Source organism: Oceanobacillus sp. GQ8 (assembly GCF_059758495.1).
Map to the genome: position 1 here is coordinate 16,204 of NZ_JCAXEV010000001.1, position 18,675 is coordinate 34,878.

Genomic DNA, 18,675 nt, shown 5'->3' on the forward strand with positions numbered 1-18,675 from the left:
AGAAACAAATAATGAAGGAAATCTCGCAAAAATTAGAAGGGAAAATCAATCGGCTAACGAATAAGACATTTAAATTCGATGAACGTATTAGAGAAGGTTGGTTTTCCGCGGTATATTTTTTAAAAACAAAAGAAATAGCAGAAAACAAATTACCTGATAATAGTGTTACCATGCAATTTTTTCAGAAAGAGAATGCAGTTTTATGTGGGACAGATGAAGCAATCGCCTTGCTACACACTTTTGCCAAAAATCCCGAAACACTAGAAATCCATTCGCTTAAAGATGGCGACAAAATTAACCCTTTCGAAACCGTGTTAACTGTTACTGGAGCTTATCAACAGTTTGGTTTCTTAGAGGGGATTATTGATGGAATATTGGCAAGAAGAACATCTGTCGCTACAAATGTATACAATGTCGTAAAAGCAGGCAGAACCTCCGGAAAGCAAAAGCCGGTCATCTTTATGGGGGATAGGGATGATCACTATACACAGCAGGCTGGAGATGGCTATGCTGCATTCATTGGCGGATCAACTGCACAGGCTACACACGCTATGAATGAATGGTGGGGGAAAGAAGGAATGGGGACAATGCCCCATGCGATGATCCAGATGTTCCGCGGTGATCTTGTTGCAGCTTCAAGAGCCTATCATGAAATGTACCCTGATGATGACCTTGTAGCACTTGTTGATTACAACAATGATGTCATAACAGATTCCTTAAAAGTGGCGCATGAATTCGGCAGGGATTTAAAAGGTGTACGCCTGGATACTTCCCGGACGCTCGTTGATAAGTACTTCTTAAGAAATCACCATGTGATGGGAACCTTTGATCCTCGTGGCGTAAACCCTGAACTTATTTTTGCACTTAGAAAGGCATTGGATGATGAAGGGTTTGATTATGTAAAAATAATGGTTAGCGGTGGATTCACCGAAGAACGAATCACCTCTTTTGAAAAAATCGGAGTGCCTGTTGATATGTATGGTGTTGGTGGTAGCTTACTTAAGATTAACATAGGGTTTACCGGTGACAACGTATTACTAAACGGTACACCTGAAGCAAAAGAAGGCAGGCGCTACCGACCGAATCCCCGACTTGAGAAGGTAGATTTTCAAAAAATATAAGCACAAGCCAAAGGCGGCAACTTATTATTTAAATCCTTCTCTCATTTTGCTATAATAAAAAAATAGGTGTAAAAATTTATCAGCTAATAGTTAAATAATCCTTTTTACGCACAATATGGAGGTTCTTTTTATGACAACTTACCATTTTATTGGTATAAAGGGGACGGGAATGAGTGCTCTAGCTCAAATTCTTCACGATTCTGGTGAAAGAGTACAGGGCTCCGATGTGGAAAAACACTTTTTTACACAGGAAGCATTGGAGGAAAAGAACATTCCGATTCTCCCTTTTTCAGAAACGAATATTAAAGAAAATTTCACAATAATTGCAGGTAATGCTTTTTCTGATGACCATTCAGAAATAAAAGAAGCAAAAAGACAAGGTCTTACATTTTACAGGTACCATGAATTTCTTGGAGAATGGCTAAAACAGTATACGAGTATCGCTGTCACAGGTGCACATGGCAAAACATCAACTACAGGACTACTGGCACATGTCTTAAATGAAACCTTCCCTATATCCTATCTAATAGGCGATGGAACAGGCAAGGGACATGTTGACAGCCGTTATTTTGTTTTTGAAGCATGTGAATATCGCAGGCATTTTCTTAGTTATGAACCGGATTATGCAATTATGACAAACATTGACTTTGACCATCCAGATTATTTCACAAGCATTGATGATGTGTTTGAAGCATTTCAATCTATGGCAGATCAGGTAAAAAAAGGAATTATAGCCTGTGGAGATGACGAAGAGCTTCAGAAAATCCAAGCGAAAGTACCGGTTGTTTATTATGGTTTCGCTGCTACTAATGATTTCCAAGCTCAGAATGTAGTGGAAAATGAAGCAGGAACAACTTTTGATGTTTTTGTGCGAAACACATACTATGATACATTTACTATTCCAATGTATGGTAATCATAATATCTTAAATGCTCTATCGGTTATCGCAATCTGTCATTATGAAGAGATTAAGGCACAAGATATTAAAAAGATGGCAACTTTCGAAGGTGTGAAACGCAGGTTTACGGAGAAAACGGTAGCCAATCAGGTGTTAATTGATGATTATGCACACCATCCAAAAGAAATTACAGCTACGATTGACTCAGCAAGAAAGAAATATCCAAGTAAAGAGGTTGTCGCTATTTTTCAACCTCATACATTTACAAGGACCAAAACATTTCTTGATGAATTTGCAGAAAGTCTTTCATTAGCAGACCATGTCTATTTATGTGATATATTTGGATCAGCAAGAGAAGAGGCGGGCAAGTTGACAGTGAATGACTTGCAAAAGCGGATCGATGGAAGTGAAGTGTTACAGCTTGACCATACGGATGTTTTAATGGAGTATGATGATGCTGTGCTTGTTTTCATGGGTGCAGGAGACATTCAAAAATTTCAAGAGGCTTATGAAGAAAAGAAAAATGTACGAAACTAAACAAGTAGAAAAGAATCTGTTCTCAGGTTCTTTTTTTCTTTCGAGAAAAATTGCACCCTTATCGTAATTATTTATTTATGGGTAAGAATGATAGTTCTGTCGCCTACCGTTGAGTGTGAGGTGTAGCCGCGTATGTAAACTTTTATAAATAATATTTAAAGGGATTTTTACATATATGTCGAATTAATAATAATAGAGGTAGTTTCGCGAGCATGTTTAGTTCTTTTATGTTAGGGTATTTATAAAAAAGGATTATTGTTGGTATAATTAATACGTATAAATTATACTTAAATGGCTTAACGGTTTGTCCTTTTTCATGCAAACAATGTGTAGTAGCCATACTATTGACAACAGAAGGAGTGATACTACAAAATGGAAATAATGCTTTATATTGCTGCATTGATTGTTGCGGTAGCGTTTGCAGTGCTTGTTGTCTACGCAATTATGACTTTGAAAGCAACAAAACAAACAATGGACAATGTTAAAGACTCACTGGATGGTTTGAACACCCAAATGAAGGGAATTACGGATGAGACCACCCAACTTTTAACAAAGACAAACAGACTTGCTGATGATGTACAACAGAAGTCTTCGAAACTTAATGGTGTATTTGATGGAGCGAAGGGATTAGGAGAGACAGTGAGAGATTTTAATAACTCTTTAAAACAGCTGTCTGGCAGTATATCTCGTACAGCAAATCAAAATCCTGAAAAAGCCACACAGGCAGTTAAGTGGGCTTCAACACTAATGGAAGTATGGAAAAAGAAAAGTAAATAATAATAGTAAACATATAAGGAGGATATCGCATGGTTGAAAACAATAACAATATCAATACAAAAGATTTTATTATTGGTACACTGATTGGAAGTATGGTGGGTGCAGCAGCAGCATTATTGCTTGCTCCTAAATCTGGTAAAGAATTAAGAAGTGATATTAACCAGGGAGCAGGGCAAGTAAAAGACCGTGCCAATGAATGGAAAGGCACTGCCCAAGAGAAAAGTGTTGACTGGAAGGACAAAGCATATACGACTGGTGCTGAGCTTAGACAAAAAGCAATGGACACAACTTCTCAGTTCTCCAAAAGCGCGTCAACAAAAACGAAAGAAATGACCAGCTCAGTAAAGTCAAAACTAAACCGAAAGAAATCTAAAGAAGATCAAGCACAACAGGCAGCTAACGATGTCGCTGAAGCAATTGAAGAGGCTACAGAAGAGTTAGAAGCTGCTAAGAACCAAGGTTAGTCATCATATTATTTAAATGGAGAAGTATGTAAAAGTAAAATAATAATAAGTATGCCGAGCATTTATTCAAACCTTTTCGTTTGAATGATCGCTCGGCATTTTTAATTACATTTAAGATATAAGGTAAACCATTACCAGGTAATCCGAAGCTGGTCATCATGTTGAATCTCCCCGTCGAAGGAAGCTGGCATATCATTTATATATAGTTTGAAGTCCCCACTTACTTTACTAATATCTATATCAATGTACCGAAAGATATCTTGAAAAATAAAGGGCTCAACTTCTTTAGCTTTTATGCTTAAGTGGTCCAGATTATTCAATTCAGTTTCTGGCAGGACTGTCTCTCCATCTCGTTTTATGGAATAACAAGGCTGTTCTAATTCAATGTACTTCCCATTAAAGTAAACAGCGATGGTGGTAACAGCCTTTTTACCTAGCACAGTAAATAAATCGGATACAAGCGGGGTGCTAGCAGGTTCTATCGTCAGTTGATCGTTGTTATGAAGCACCTTGTCATCATTTGCTTGATTATTGTTAACAAAAATTCTAGTTTCTCCAATTGGGAGCTTTACTTCCTCGCCATTTACATAAACCGAAAAAGAATTGATCTGAAGTGATTCCTCTTTGCCAATATGTGGCAAGAAATCTTTTACAGTTGTTTCATTTTCAAAGGTAATGTTGTCTCGATCTTTAACAACATAGGCTTTAACTTGTTTCTTTCCGTTTACGAAATAATTGGCATAACGTTTAATAGGTTGATTATTAAAATAGATTACTTTGGATGGAAGATCTCCAATAAGTTCTTCTAAAGTAATTAGAGCAGGGGAGCCATCCTCGCCTCTCTCTACCTGTACATGATCGTTATTCTGTATGGATTGTTCCACAGAAGCCTTAATGCCGTTCACAGACAGTTGTGGTGCCTGTCCAAATTGCCCTGGTATTGTGATTTCCTTTCCATTCACGGTCACCATTACAGCTGATCCCGGGCGACCATACATTTTTTGAATATCTATACCAGCCTGAATGAGGGCATCTCCAACGGTAAGTTGTTTCATTTCAAACATACGAACCTTTTGCTTATTTACATTAACTGTTACATAATGAACTGGATTCTGTTTTGCGGCAATTGCGATACCAATAGGTGTCACAAAATCGGGGCCTTTTGGTAAAGCCTCCGATGACACTAAGTTTTGAATCGCGTCAATTCCTCTAACTGCTACACGGTTCTCTGGTAATCTTAGTTTATCCGCTAGTATTTTTGTAATCTCAGGTGTTAAACTACCACCACCTACCAACATGACGGCTTTCGGAGGAGTTGCATTTAAAAGCAGTATTTCTTCAGCTACCTTAGAGGCAAGGTACTCTACTTTATCGCGTATTTCTCCTATTAATGCATCATAGGTAATGGTTGTTTCGAATCCGAGAATATCAGCAACCATGGCTTCTCCCTCATTGACAATATCTCGTTTTGTCTGTTCAGCCAAAGGAAAGTCAAGGAGATATGCATCACTAATGGCTTCTGTAATTTCATCTCCTGCCACTGGAACCATCCCGTAGGCAGCAACTGTGCCCGCATTTGTGATGGCGATATCACTAGTTCCAGCCCCAATATCAACTAAAGCTACATTAAGCCTTCTCATTGACTCAGGAACAAGGACGTGGATAGCCGCTATTGGCTCTAAGGTAAGAGCGTCCATTTCAAGTGCTGCACGTCCTAAGGCAGCCAACAGAGATTCCACTACGATCTTAGGGAGAAAGGTGGCAATAATTTCTACAGAAGCTTTCTCCCCACTTTGATCAATAAGAGATCCAATTCTTTCCTCATCAATTTGATAATGTAGAATCGAGTAGCCAACACAGTAATAATTATGATAATCTTCTGCTTGTTCCTCTTGAGCAAGCTTGATTTGGGCAGCCTGTACGGCACTTAACTCTAAGTGCTTGATTGTTTCCTCTTCTACAATTGGCTGTTGATTCAGCTCGATCGTAGAGGTTGCCTGAGTCGTTTTCAATGCCCTCCCGGCTGCAGCCACACATACCTTATGCAAGCTTCCGTGTGTGTCTTCAAGCTTTTCTTTAACCTCACGAATGATATCCGATACGGCTACTACATTATGTATTTGACCATCTCGCATCGATCTTTCGGTATGTTCCTTTGTATAATAATCTATCACCTTAAATCTCGTTTCTTCTTTTTCTAAGATAATCCCTGTTACGGAGCGTGTTCCGATGTCTAAAGCAAAAATACGATCGTCCATCATAAAATAACCCTTTCCTTCATAATCTGACTCTATTATAAACTTTTAGAAACTTTTTATCGACAAAGAAAAAGATATTAGCTATAATTGTCTCTAATTATTAAAAAACTGCAATCACAAGGGGAGTAGTAATATGAATGAAATGGATCAATTAAGAGAGCAAATGGACAGTGTGAATCTAGAAATCTTAAAGCTTATTAATCAACGAGCAGAGATTGTACAGCAAATCGGTCAAATTAAGGCAAAACAAAGTATGAACCGATTTGATCCAGTACGAGAGAGAGAGATGCTGAATCTAATTACAAGCAAGAATGATGGACCATTTCAAAAAAGTACAATTGAACATATCTTTAAGGAAATATTTAAGGCGAGCCTTGAATTGCAGGAAGATGACCATAGTAAAGCGTTACTAGTCTCAAGAAAGAAAAAGCCTGAGGATACTGTTATTACAATTAATGGAGCAGCTATTGGGGACGGAAACACTCACTATGTGATGGGGCCATGTGCTGTAGAAAGCTATGATCAGGTAGATCAGGTTGCAGAGGCTGTAAAAAACAAGGGCATAAAGCTCTTGAGAGGCGGCGCATTTAAACCACGTACATCTCCGTATGATTTTCAGGGCCTTGGTATAGAAGGATTACAAATCTTGAGAAAAGCTGCAGATAAACACGGCTTAGCTGTTGTAAGTGAAATTGTAAATCCTGCACACCTTGAAGAAGCAATTGAATACTTAGATGTGGTTCAAATTGGGGCTAGAAACATGCAAAACTTTGAGCTATTAAAAGCAGCTGGTGATTTAAATAAACCAGTTTTATTAAAACGAGGCTTATCAGCTACGATTTCGGAATTCATTAATGCAGCAGAATATATTATTTCCCGAGGAAATGGAAATATAATTCTATGTGAGCGTGGAATTCGAACATATGAAAAAGCGACACGAAATACGCTTGATATCTCAGCAGTTCCTATACTGAAGCAGGAAACACACTTACCAGTAATGGTGGATGTGACCCATTCCACAGGGAGAAGAGACATCTTGTTACCTACAGCAAAAGCTGCAATCGCAATTGGGGCTGATGGTGTGATGGCAGAAGTTCATCCAGATCCTGCTGTGGCTTTATCTGATTCTGCTCAACAGATGGATATACCGATGTTTAATTCCTTTATGGATGATATTATAGATGTAGCAAATAAATTTAATCGATAATAGAACAAATCCTTTTGGATGTCGATTTAAAGGCTGAGCCATCAATTTGATGATTCAGCCTTTAAATTTTTTGTAATTTTATTCATTGTGGAGTATGATAAAAAAATATAGGTTGTTTAGTTAAATAGGAGGTAAAGGAAATTGAATATTACAATATATGATGTAGCGAGAGAAGCTAATGTTTCCATGGCAACAGTATCTCGTGTAGTAAACGGGAATCCAAATGTGAAACCTACCACAAGGAAGAAAGTACTTGCGACAATAGAACGTCTTGGCTACCGACCAAACGCTGTAGCAAGAGGACTAGCAAGTAAAAAAACAACTACTGTCGGTGCTATTATCCCCGATATTTCAAGTATTTTCTTTGCGGAGTTGGCTAGAGGAATAGAAGATATTGCCACCATGTATAAATACAATATTATCTTAAGTAATTCCGACCAAAATAAAGACAAGGAATTAGGCTTAATTAATACCATGCTAGAGAAGCAGGTAGACGGAATTATTTTCATGGGTGGAGATATTTCGGAAGAGCATGTGCAACAATTTAAAACATCTTCTGTACCAGTAGTATTGGCTGCTACCTATGATGAAAACGGCGAAATACCTTCCGTTAACATTAATTATGAAGAAGCGGCTTATGAAGCAACCAAATATTTGCTTGAACGGGACAGCCTGCCTGCTTTTGTTTCTGGCCAAGAAGATTCACATATTAATCTTCTTAAATACAATGGCTACAAAAAGGCATTGAAAGAAGCATCTGTAGAGTTAGATGAATCGCTTGTTGTAAAAGGGGACTATTCCTATGACTCAGGTATTGATGCAGTTAACCAACTGCTTGAGTTGGACAAGAAGCCAACCTCTATTTTTGTAGCCTCTGATGAAATGGCGCTTGGTGTCATCCATGGTGCACAAGATAAAGGGTACAATGTACCAGAAGATTTAGAAGTCTTTGGGTTTGATAATACAAGACTATCTACAATGGTAAGACCAACATTATCTACAATCGTCCAGCCGATGTATGATATCGGGGCTGTTGCAATGCGTCTTTTAACGAAATTTATGAACAAAGAAGAAGTAGATGATAAAAAAGTTGTGTTGCCACACCGAGTTGAAAAAAGAAACTCAACAAAGTAAAAAAGGTGCCGATATAAAGAATAGAGAGAATCTTCATTCCCTTATTCCATAGTGACTTTGAGGAGAGAGAATATGAGAAAACGCGATATATTAACTCCTATCGGCATCACGTTAGGTTTTATAATGATCATGCTTGCCATAATGTCAAAAGGTGGTACAAGCGGCGCTGCATTATTCTTAGATGTTTCATCCATCTTTATTGTAATCGGAGGTTTAGTTGCTTCCATGCTGATAAATTTTAAAATGGAGGAAATTAAACTCACTAGAAAGATTATTAGTGAGGCTTTTCATAAGAATGATCAGCGTCTTCCTGAGCTAATAGCGTTGTTTATCCGATTATCTGAGAGAGCCCGTCGTGAAGGCATACTTGCATTGGAAAATGAATTGGAAGATGTAGATGAGCCTTTTATTAAAAAAGGGGTCTTACTTGCAGTTGATGGGATGGAGCCAGAAGTGATTAGCGATATTATGAACGCGGAAATCACGGCAACAGAGGACAGGCACTATAAAGGAAGAAATCTAATAGAAAAGGCTGGGGAGTATGCTCCGGCTTGGGGAATGATTGGTACATTAGTAGGGCTTGTACTGATGCTTAATAATTTGCAGGACCCGGCCAGTCTCGGGCCTAGTATGGCAGTAGCTCTTCTAACAACGTTATATGGTACGGTCCTGGCGAATCTCGTATTCGTCCCCATGGCAAATAAATTAGAGAGCAAAACAGAAGAAGAAGTATTTATTAAACAGGTTATCATCGAAGGAGTTATGGGCGTTCAGTCTGGACAAAACCCACGCATTCTTGAAGAGAAACTATCTGCTTTTCTTTCCAGTGAGATTAAAAACCAACAGACATCGGTTGAAGATGAAGGTTTTGTAGGAGAGAGAGTTAATGAAGCGTAGGAATATAAGACGGAACAAAAACAAGGGTGCACCGAAATGGATGGTTACATATTCGGATATGGTGACCTTAATCCTCGTATTTTTTATCCTGTTATTTTCCATGTCACAAATTGATTCAGTCAAATTTGAAGCAATTTCAGAATCCTTTCGCAATCGGATGATTTTTGATTTCTACCCATCCCCAGTCCCGATGGAAAATCCTACTGAGCATACAAGGGATGAGGAAAGTGGTAAGAATTCGAATGAATTTGAAAATCCAACACAGCTGGAGAACAAAACAGATGATGACGATACAACACGACAGGACTCCTTGGACAACCTTATGGAAAATGTTGATCAATACTTAGATGAAAACGAGTTAAATAGTGTTATTTCAGCTACCCGTACGGATCAAGGGGTCGTACTGGTGTTGCAAGAAAGTATATTGTTTGATTCCGGTGAAGCGGAAATACTGGCAAGTGGACAACCTTTTCTATCAAAGATTGCTTCCATGTTAGACAGTTTGCCAAATAATGTTAAAGTGGAAGGGCATACGGATGATAGACCAATAGACAGCTTTAGGTATCCTTCCAATTGGGAACTGTCAGGAGCTAGAGCAAGCAGTGTCATTCGTTATATGATAGAAGAAAATAAATTTGATGAATCACGTTTTTCTTCAGTAGGGTATGGAGATACTAGACCACTAGTTGAAAATACTTCGGAAGAAAACTGGGCAAAAAACCGACGTGTTGAGATTGTTATATTAGAAGAAAGTCAGGGAGATGTTGAGTAAGCGTCATCTCCCTGGCTTTTTTGTTAGGAAGGAAAAAGCAGGTCACATAATTTTTTTTGTGTATTTTAACATGCTTTGTAATAGTTTCTCATTTTTTTCTGTTATTTCTGCTCTTCGAGGAATGGAGACAATCTCCTTTTCATCTTGCCAATAAGCTGGAAGGGGAGTAGGAGCCTCTTTTTCCCACTGCTTCAACCAGGTAGTAGGGATCTTTCCTGTAAGGGGGCGGCCTTCATGCATAATGTTCCAGAGTTGGCCCCATGCCCTTGGGACAACTCGCCAAATATCATACCCACCGCCACCTAGTGCTATCCATTTGCCACCACAGTATTCGTGCGCTATTTCATGGGCTATCTTGGGGATATACTCAAAACTTCTCATCGTACTACATAAATGAGTTAATGGATCATAGCAATGAGCATCTGCCCCGTTCTGTGTGATAATAATATCAGGCTTGAAAAAATCGGCAACTTCTTTGATAGCGCTATCATAAACGGAAATAAACGAGTCGTCCTCTGTAAATGCATCCAATGGTAAATTAAAAGTATACCCATGACCTTGTTTGAGTCCACGCTCATTTACATTTCCGGTGCCAGGGAAAAGGTATCTTCCTGTTTCATGGATAGATAAGGTGCAGACATTCGGGTCATCGTAGAAGGCCCATTGAACACCGTCCCCGTGGTGTGCATCTGTATCCACATATAACACCTTTAAATCATACTTTTCCCGAAGGTACTTTATTGCCACTGCTCCATCGTTATAAATACAGAACCCAGCTGCTTTTCGTTTAAATCCATGATGAAGTCCACCTCCCAAGTGGAGTGCATGCATAGTCTGCTCTTCCATAACAGCATCGACCGCTGTCAGTGTACCGCCTACCACATAACTTGCAGCCTCATGCATATTTGGAAATATAGGTGTATCTTCCGTACCCAGTCCAAATTGTGTAGCCTCACTTTCTGATAACTGGGACTTACTCGCCTTTTTAATAGCTTGAATGTAAGCTACATCATGGAAAAGTGCGAGTTCGTCATCTGTTGCTATCCGGGGAGCTAGCACTGCCTCTGCAGATAATTGTCCTGTTGCCTCTAATAGCTCCTTTGTAAGCAATACACGTTTTTGGTTAAACGGGTGATCTTTATTAAAGTGATAGTTTAACGTATTTTCTGAAAAGACAAACGCTGCGGAACATTTCATCGTTTTGGCCCCGGAATATTATTTGGCCACATCAAATCATACCCCGCATCTCTTAAATCCTGAATAATAGGGAGAGGATTCATCGTCTGGATTCTGAAAACAAGTATTTTGTAGGCGGGATCATTTTTGTACGGATACACTAATACAGAAACAATATTTACTTTCCGTTTACCAAATATAGAAGTAACTTCAGGAAGGATTCCTGGCCTATGCGGCACTCTTACTTCAATATGAGAGGAAGGCACATTCGTACCGGTAAGCTGAATCAATGTCTGAAGCATGTCCTTTTCTGTGACGATGCCAACAAGCCTGTTATCCTTTCTCACAACAGGGAGGCAAGCAAATTCTTCATCATAAAAGATTCGAGCTATTTCTTCCACAAAATCAAGCGGATGAACGGTAACGACGGGACTACTCATAATGGTGTGAAGCTCATTTTTTAATTCTTCTGCCACTGTGTTATTTTTAAATATTGACGGAGAAGCATCGCGGATATCCCTGTCAGAAATAATTCCTATTACATCCTTATTCTTCTCTACAATTGGGATATGTCGAATACGATTTAGTTGTAAGATGTGCAATGCTTTTTCAATCGTATCTGTTGGTGATAATGTAATCACGTCTCGATTCATAATTTCTTCTACTAGCATTTAAAGCCCCTCCCTCATATTGCGGTATTGATGTCGCTGTAAGAAGCGCAGCTTATCAAAAGTCGCGACGGAATCATCAGTGACTTCTTTGCCGATTCTGACCATTAAGCAATTTGCTGGGTGTGAAATGATTTCTGGATCATCGGTTGGAGCGGGGAGGAGGCCACCAGTAGCCATCATCTTTTCCATCACTTTCCGGTAGTCCCAAATGCTTAGTTTCGTTCCATCCAAATCCCAGTGCCAATAATACTCAGTCGAAATAATAATATAATTCTCCATATAGTCATCCATCATGGAGACTTGCAATAAACCTGAGGCTAATTTGGCTCCCCGATAGGAGGGAACTACTTCAATTGCGCCAAGTTCCATAAGTTCTTCCATCTTGAACTCGGACCAGCGTTCCAGCGGATCAGGGTGCAAATAGGTCACATAACCAATTATTGTGTCTTCGGTTCGGGCAACTATAATTCTTCCTTCAGGGAAATCGGCTATACTGCGTAGTGCTTCAAATTGCTTTGGTGCGGGTCTGAATGCAGTCAGGTGTTCATGAAAATGGAAGTTTCCAAGTTCTTCACTGGACAGGGGACCTTCAATTGTTATACTGTCTCCATTATTACTTTCACGGCAAAATGCATGATAAGTTTTTGTATGTTCCAACTTTTTCACCACCTAATCTGTTAAACTAATACGCTTACATTCATTATACTAGATTATCTAGCTTTTATTTAGTAATAAATGTGAAAAGGGCAGAACTTATCTCTTTTAAAAAAATTATAATGCTGGTTAATGAAAATGTGGGTGATCCTCGCTTATGAAATTCCTTCACAGTCACATGTATTTCTCTACATAAAAAAGTCGAGCGAACTCAAAACTCACCATGGAGTTTCAAAATATCGCTCGACTTGTTCGTTTGGTAGGAAACTATAGCCTAGATATTATGAATAAGACGCGTTATTGTTCGTCCTCGCTTTCATCTTGGTTGTTTTCCTCATCCTGACTGCTTTCTTCATCTTGATTACTTTCTTCTTCTTCCTCTTCTTCTTGATCGTTATTGCTTTCTTCTTGTTGTTTATCTTCTTTTTCGCTTTCGTTATTTTTATCTGCTTTTTTATTCTCATTATCGGTTTCCTTGTTTGAGTCAGGTTTTTCCGGTTCTGGCTCAGACGTATTACCAACCATTATTTCTTTTGAGGCAGAGGATTCTTTACCGAAATAGTCAACAGCCTTTACGTGATAGATAGCATTGTTATTTCCAATCGAATAACTAGTTTCAGTAGTACTTCCTACAAGGCTAAATTTACCACCAGCTTTGGTAGCGCGATATACCCTGTAGCCTACCACGTCATTGCTTCCTGATTTCTTCCAAGTTAATTTACTTCCAGATTTGCTTAAGGATGTTGGTGCAGAAGGGTCTTTCCCGTCATCCTCAATGGCATCTCCTACTTCTGCTCCAGCTCCAGGTAAACCAATCCTCTGCCATTTTTCAGTTTCTGTTCTAGGATACAGTTGGGTAAGGTCCGGTAGCTTATCATACCCGTTTCGTTTAAGAAACTCAGGGCTAAACATAAGACCATCTCCTGTTACAAACTCATCAGGAGTATTTGCACCTGCAACTACTGCCTTACCATTCACAATAACAGAGCTTCCGCTCACTAAGCTGTCATCAGTTTCAGTTGGTACATATTTCGCATTAAATAAATCTGATTTTACTAGTCCAGCTTTCTCGCATAATTCAGAAGGAAGCATTCCTGAAATCGCACAATAGCTTCGTTGGACAATACCGTCCGGACGTTTGAACGTTTCACTTGGTGTCACTAGCTCTGGATTAATTGCGGCTGCACTATTGATCAGCTCAGCCCATAATTTAAGGTTACGGTGACTATAATTCGTATTCGCATTATTAATGGACCGCGGCTTATCATAGCCAATCCATGTACCAAAAGTGACGTTTGGATTTGTTGCAACAAACCAGGCATCATGATAGTCATTTGAGGTTCCCGTTTTACCTGCCCAGTCTACACTGCCATTTGATAGCTGTGGTTTCAGGTAACCAGCTGTTCCAGAATTAATAACATCCCGCATCATATCAATCGTTAAATACGTTGTTTGCGGACTGAACACTTCAACTTGTTCTGCTTTATGTTCATAGACAACATCGCCGTCTTGATTTGTTATCTTTTCAATCATATACGCGTCAGCAAATTTTCCGTTATTGCCAAAGGTACTATATGCATTAACATTTTCCTCTATGGTTACATCTGCTACACCAATAGATAGGGTAGGGAGTACATGATGTTCTTCAGTTAGTGTAGTGATTCCCATCATCTCGAGATACTTTGATGCGGGATCTAGGTCGATAATCCGAGAGTAAATATCTGCTGCAGGCACGTTATACGAATGCTGCAAAGCCGTTCTAGCGGAGACAATCCCATGATAACCACCACCGTAGTTTCCTGGCTTCCCAGATGGCCAGCCGGGAATTTGTTTTCTCACATCAGCGACTGGGCTACCTGGTTGGATTACTCCTTCTTCCATTGCTGGTGCATAATCCAGTAATGGCTTAATTGTACTACCGTTGGAACGTACTACATTGTCAGAAATATAATTAATGTTGTTATCTTCGTCATATCCACGACCACCGACAAAGCTGATAATTCTGCCGGTACTGTTTTCAATGAGCATTCCACCGGTTTGGATTCTTTGCTCTACTTCTTCTGTTTCGCCGGTTTCACTATTTGTCTTTGTAACGGTCACAGTTGGACCATAGTTTTCATAGTTTGTGGCAACTTCTTGAAAAGCCTCATAGATGTCCTTATCAATGGTTGTATGAATATTGTAGCCGTTTTTCCGTAAGTCTCTTTCAGCCTTCACTTCATAGTCTTCCTTCAAAGCACTATCCTTCTCGAGATCATCTTTCGTGTAACCATCTTTCTCGGCTAGTTGATACATAATAACTTCTGTGGCCTTTTTTTCTACTTCAAAAGTTAAGTACGGATATTTCTCCACAGGGGAAGGGGAAGCTTCTTTAAAATCAGCCACAATATCATAATTGATGCTTTCATCATATTCTGCTTGTGTTATGTAGCTGGATTCGAGCATCCGGTTAAGCACTGTTTTCATTCGATTAATTCCCCGCTGTAAACCGTCCTCGTCTTTTAGATCTCCTCCGTTAAGAAAAGGAGTATAAGCGGATGGACTTTGTGGGAGCCCCGCAAGATATGCAGCTTGTGCAATATTGACGTCTTTTGCATCCACACCAAATATTCCCTGTGCCGCTGTTTGTACACCGGCAATGTTGTTTCCGGAAGCGTCTCTACCATAAGGGACAATATTTAAGTATGCTTCAAGAATTTCATCCTTTTCAAAAAAGCGTTCCAGCCGTAAAGCAAGTAATATTTCTTTTGCTTTTCTTTCAAACGACACTTCGTTGGTTAGGATTTGGTTTTTAATCAATTGTTGTGTAAGAGTACTACCACCTGTTTTTACTTCGGAATTTGTTACTTCCTGTAAAACTGCGCGCAGAATAGCCTTTGGCACAACTCCATGATGTTCTTCAAAGTTCTCATCTTCTGTTGCAATTACTGCATCCAGTAAGACTGGTGAGATGTTTTTTAGGGTGACTTCTTCCCGGTGTAAGTCAGACTGGACGTCGCCAAAATATTTGTCACCAGCAAAGTACAGCTTAGACGTTTCCTCATAGTTGTAAATGTCCTGTTGCATCGTTTCATAGGAGAGAACTGGCTCATCTTTTACCAATGAGGCAAAATATCCAGCCCCTACGCCGCCAGCAAAAAACATGCCAATAAAGCCAATTATTAAGAAAAACAGTAATACATTCCATCCTACGTCATAGGAAATCCGGGAGGAACGTTGAACCTTTCCAGATTTCCAGATTGATTTTAACTTTTCCATATATTGATGAAACCGTTGTTTCCAATTCATCGCAAAACCTCCTAAAATACCTTTCTTATTATAGCATAATAATAGAATGGGGAGGAATGATTTTCGGTTCTGTAATTGCTTTTTTAAATCAAATATGGTATAGATAAATACTATAAGATAATTTGTGTTGAAGGAACGAAGTAGTCGAGTAAATCCCTATTCTAGAGAACCGGCGGGTGGTGAAAGCCGGGATATATTTACTGACGAATTACATTCCGGAGCAATTTCGATCGTTTTATGCGTTCGGAACGGTGGCAACATCGTTAACAATCCGAAGTGGCAGATTTTTAATTTGCAACAAGGGTGGTACCGCGTGTTAATCTCGTCCCTTTTTATAGGGAGGGGTTTTTTTTATTTTCCGCGTCAGGAAGTAATGACAAGGAAATTAAAATTTTGAAGCCCCAAGTATTAGAAAAACGTACACATTCGCTTATGGACGAGCGAAGGCGACTTTCTAATCTAGATAAAAAAATGGAGTGTGAAGAGAATGGATATATTACAGGACCTTGAAACAAGGGGACTAATACATCAGACAACGGATCGTGAGGCACTTGAAAAGCAATTGCAAGAAAAACAGGTAACATTGTACTGTGGGTTTGATCCGACAGCAGACAGTCTGCATATAGGACATTTGCTACCAATTACAATGCTGAAACGTTTCCAGAAGGCAGGACATCGCCCTATCGCCCTTGTTGGTGGGGGGACAGGAATGATTGGGGACCCAAGCGGAAGAACAAGTGAACGCTCTCTTAACGAGAGTGAGGTCGTTAAAGGGTATAGTGAAAAAATTAAGCAACAAATTGCCGGATTACTTGATTTCGATAAGGGCGAAAACCCTGTAGTCGCTAGAAACAATCATGATTGGCTTTCAAGCATGACAGTGATTGATTTCCTCCGTGATGCTGGGAAGCATTTTGGCATTAACTATATGCTTGCAAAGGAATCCGTTTCTGCACGGATCGAGCAAGGGATCACCTTTACAGAGTTTAGTTATATGATCTTGCAATCCCTTGACTTTCTAAAGCTTTACGAACAGGAAAATTGCACACTACAAATTGGAGGTAGTGATCAGTGGGGGAATATAACCGCTGGTATGGAGCTAATTCGTAGGTCAAGAGAAAACCAGGAAGAAGAAATAAAAGTATTCGGCTTAACTGTACCACTCATCACAAAAGCCGATGGTACCAAGTTCGGGAAAACTGCAGGTGGAGCGATTTGGCTTGATCCAGAGAAAACTTCTCCTTATGAGTTTTACCAGTTCTGGTTAAATACAGATGACAGGGATGTTATCAAATTCCTTCGTTACTTTACTTTCATTTCGGAACAAGAGATGGAGCAGTTGGAAAAAGAGGTTAGTGATCAACCAGAAAAAAGGGAAGCTCAGAAACGTTTAGCTGAAGAAATGACAGTTATCGTTCATAGTGAAGAAGCATTGGAACAGGCGAAGAAAATTTCTGCATCTTTATTCAGTGGTGATCTGAAAGACCTCTCTGGTGCTGATATTAAGCAGGGATTCAAGGATGTTCCAACACATGAGCATGCAAAAGAAGAAGTTGGGCTAATAGACTTATTGGTTGAGGCAAAAATCTCTTCTTCTAAAAGACAAGCGAGAGAAGATATCCAAAATGGTGCCATTTATGTGAATGGGGAAAGAGTGCAAGACTTGCAACAAACAATTGGCCAGGATGACCGAATTGAAGATGAATTTACCATTATTCGAAGAGGGAAGAAGAAATACACGATGATTCGTTACGGCTCTTAATGAGTAGAACTTAAAAGACGGGAGTTGCTGTTGGATGCAACTCCCGTCTTTTACTAAAGAAAAAATAGAAAAAAGCCTGAAATACTTGTAAACAAGCATTTCAGGCTTTTCATTAAGAAACAATTAACGAGAGTAGAATTCAACGATAAGTGCTTCGTTGATTTCAGCTGGAAGTTCAGAACGCTCAGGGTAGCGAGTGTACGTACCTTCCATTTTGTCAGTGTCAACTGTTACATATTCAGGTACGAAGTTGTTTACTTCCACAGCCTCTTTAACAATATCGAGGTTTTTGGATTTTTCACGTAAACCAACTACTTGACCTGGTTTTAGACGGTATGATGGAATATCAACGCGTCCGCCATCTACAGTAACGTGACCATGGTTTACAAGCTGACGAGCTTGTCTGCGAGTACGGGCAAGACCCATGCGATAAACGATGTTATCTAGACGAGAATCAAGAAGGATCATGAAGTTTTCACCATGAATACCTTTCATTTTCCCAGCTTTATCAAACAAGGTACGGAATTGACGTTCGTTCAATCCATACATGAAGCGAAGTTTTTGCTTCTCTTGTAATTGTAAGCCATATTCAGAGACTTTTCTGCGTTGGTTTGGTCCATGTTGACCAGGAGCGTAAGGACGTTTATCTAGTTCCTTACCAGTTCCAGTTAATGAAATGCCAAGACGACGTGATTTTTTCCATACTGATCCAGTAAAACGAGCCATAAGACATTTCCTCCTTTTTATTTTATTTGCATAAAATAAGCGAGCGTGTTCCTATACGTTGTCCATTATGTTTTCATGTACCATCGCTCCAGCAGCTAAGAGTTACGCGATACACCTCATTCAAGTGATGAGGAACAAAATGGGTTCAAGCGTCCGGTTCACATAGGCTACTTTATTATTTTACACAAGGAATAGTATATAATTTCTTAGCTTATAAGTCAACCTTTATTAAGAAGACGAATTTAACGGGTAATATAATAGGAAATTAGGACTAGTTCGTTTATAATGATAACTAGTTAATTAGATCACAATTCGTTTTGATTTTAAGATAAT

Annotated in this window: 15 protein-coding genes and 1 other annotated feature; of the genes, 9 read left to right on the forward strand and 6 right to left on the reverse strand. The window is 39.3% G+C overall.

Features of this window, described 5'->3' with window-relative positions; genetic code table 11:
* Positions 1–11 precede the first annotated feature (11 nt).
* The 4 genes from AC6CHS_RS00100 to AC6CHS_RS00115 all read left to right on the forward strand — a co-directional run bounded on the left by AC6CHS_RS00100 (position 12) and on the right by AC6CHS_RS00115 (position 3,797).
* On the forward strand, positions 12–1,121 hold the full coding sequence (locus AC6CHS_RS00100) for a nicotinate phosphoribosyltransferase (RefSeq protein ID WP_498233480.1): 1,110 nt from the start codon (positions 12–14) through the stop codon (positions 1,119–1,121).
* Between the two features lie 130 nt (positions 1,122–1,251).
* Positions 1,252–2,556 carry a UDP-N-acetylmuramate--L-alanine ligase gene (murC, locus tag AC6CHS_RS00105; RefSeq protein WP_498233481.1) on the forward strand — a complete coding sequence of 435 codons (1,305 nt, stop codon included), beginning with the start codon at positions 1,252–1,254 and terminating at the stop codon, positions 2,554–2,556.
* 372 nt (positions 2,557–2,928) lie between these two features.
* On the forward strand, positions 2,929–3,333 hold the full coding sequence (locus tag AC6CHS_RS00110; RefSeq protein WP_106897185.1) for a DUF948 domain-containing protein: 405 nt from the start codon (positions 2,929–2,931) through the stop codon (positions 3,331–3,333).
* Positions 3,334–3,362: 29 nt separating this feature from the next.
* On the forward strand, positions 3,363–3,797 hold the full coding sequence (locus tag AC6CHS_RS00115) for a YtxH domain-containing protein (protein ID WP_498233482.1): 435 nt from the start codon (positions 3,363–3,365) through the stop codon (positions 3,795–3,797).
* Between the two features lie 131 nt (positions 3,798–3,928).
* Here AC6CHS_RS00115 and AC6CHS_RS00120 read toward each other — a convergent pair whose 3' ends face one another.
* Entirely contained in the window at positions 3,929–6,055 is a 2,127-nt protein-coding gene (locus tag AC6CHS_RS00120; RefSeq protein ID WP_498233483.1) for a cell division protein FtsA, read from the reverse strand.
* A 133-nt stretch (positions 6,056–6,188) separates the two neighbouring features.
* Between AC6CHS_RS00120 and AC6CHS_RS00125 the strand changes: the two genes are divergently transcribed.
* The 4 genes from AC6CHS_RS00125 (at position 6,189) to motS (ending at position 10,065) form a co-directional block, all read left to right on the forward strand.
* Positions 6,189–7,262, forward strand: a complete 1,074-nt coding sequence (locus AC6CHS_RS00125; RefSeq protein ID WP_498233484.1) for a bifunctional 3-deoxy-7-phosphoheptulonate synthase/chorismate mutase — start codon at positions 6,189–6,191, stop codon at positions 7,260–7,262.
* Positions 7,263–7,403: 141 nt separating this feature from the next.
* On the forward strand, positions 7,404–8,396 hold the full coding sequence (gene ccpA / locus AC6CHS_RS00130) for a catabolite control protein A (RefSeq protein WP_498233485.1): 993 nt from the start codon (positions 7,404–7,406) through the stop codon (positions 8,394–8,396).
* A 72-nt stretch (positions 8,397–8,468) separates the two neighbouring features.
* Positions 8,469–9,293 carry a flagellar motor protein MotP gene (motP, locus tag AC6CHS_RS00135; protein WP_498233486.1) on the forward strand — a complete coding sequence of 275 codons (825 nt, stop codon included), beginning with the start codon at positions 8,469–8,471 and terminating at the stop codon, positions 9,291–9,293.
* Complete coding sequence (gene motS, locus AC6CHS_RS00140) at positions 9,283–10,065, forward strand: flagellar motor protein MotS (RefSeq protein WP_498233487.1); 783 nt, start codon at positions 9,283–9,285, stop codon at positions 10,063–10,065. Before motP ends, motS begins: the two co-directional genes overlap by 11 nt.
* Before the next feature lie 42 nt (positions 10,066–10,107).
* Here the strand turns inward: motS and AC6CHS_RS00145 are convergent, their stop codons facing one another.
* The 4 genes from AC6CHS_RS00145 to AC6CHS_RS00160 all read right to left on the reverse strand — a co-directional run bounded on the left by AC6CHS_RS00145 (position 10,108) and on the right by AC6CHS_RS00160 (position 15,854).
* Positions 10,108–11,262 carry an acetoin utilization protein AcuC gene (locus AC6CHS_RS00145; protein ID WP_498233488.1) on the reverse strand — a complete coding sequence of 385 codons (1,155 nt, stop codon included), beginning with the start codon at positions 11,260–11,262 and terminating at the stop codon, positions 10,108–10,110.
* Positions 11,259–11,912: an acetoin utilization AcuB family protein gene (locus AC6CHS_RS00150; RefSeq protein WP_498233489.1), complete on the reverse strand. Its 654-nt coding sequence runs from the start codon at positions 11,910–11,912 to the stop codon at positions 11,259–11,261. Before AC6CHS_RS00150 ends, AC6CHS_RS00145 begins: the two co-directional genes overlap by 4 nt.
* Complete coding sequence (locus AC6CHS_RS00155; RefSeq protein ID WP_498233490.1) at positions 11,913–12,569, reverse strand: GNAT family N-acetyltransferase; 657 nt, start codon at positions 12,567–12,569, stop codon at positions 11,913–11,915. It abuts the gene before it with no gap.
* Between the two features lie 294 nt (positions 12,570–12,863).
* Entirely contained in the window at positions 12,864–15,854 is a 2,991-nt protein-coding gene (locus tag AC6CHS_RS00160) for a transglycosylase domain-containing protein (RefSeq protein WP_498233491.1), read from the reverse strand.
* 118 nt (positions 15,855–15,972) lie between these two features.
* Positions 15,973–16,187 (forward strand) — a binding site (T-box leader).
* A gap of 154 nt (positions 16,188–16,341) precedes the next feature.
* Here AC6CHS_RS00160 and tyrS point away from each other — a divergent pair.
* Positions 16,342–17,616, forward strand: coding sequence for a tyrosine--tRNA ligase (tyrS, locus tag AC6CHS_RS00165; RefSeq protein WP_498233492.1), 1,275 nt, complete (start codon positions 16,342–16,344; stop codon positions 17,614–17,616).
* Positions 17,617–17,739: 123 nt separating this feature from the next.
* Here tyrS and rpsD read toward each other — a convergent pair whose 3' ends face one another.
* A complete protein-coding gene (rpsD, locus tag AC6CHS_RS00170; RefSeq protein ID WP_498233493.1) occupies positions 17,740–18,342 on the reverse strand; it encodes a 30S ribosomal protein S4 in 603 nt (200 codons plus the stop codon).
* Between the last annotated feature and the right edge of the window lie 333 nt (positions 18,343–18,675).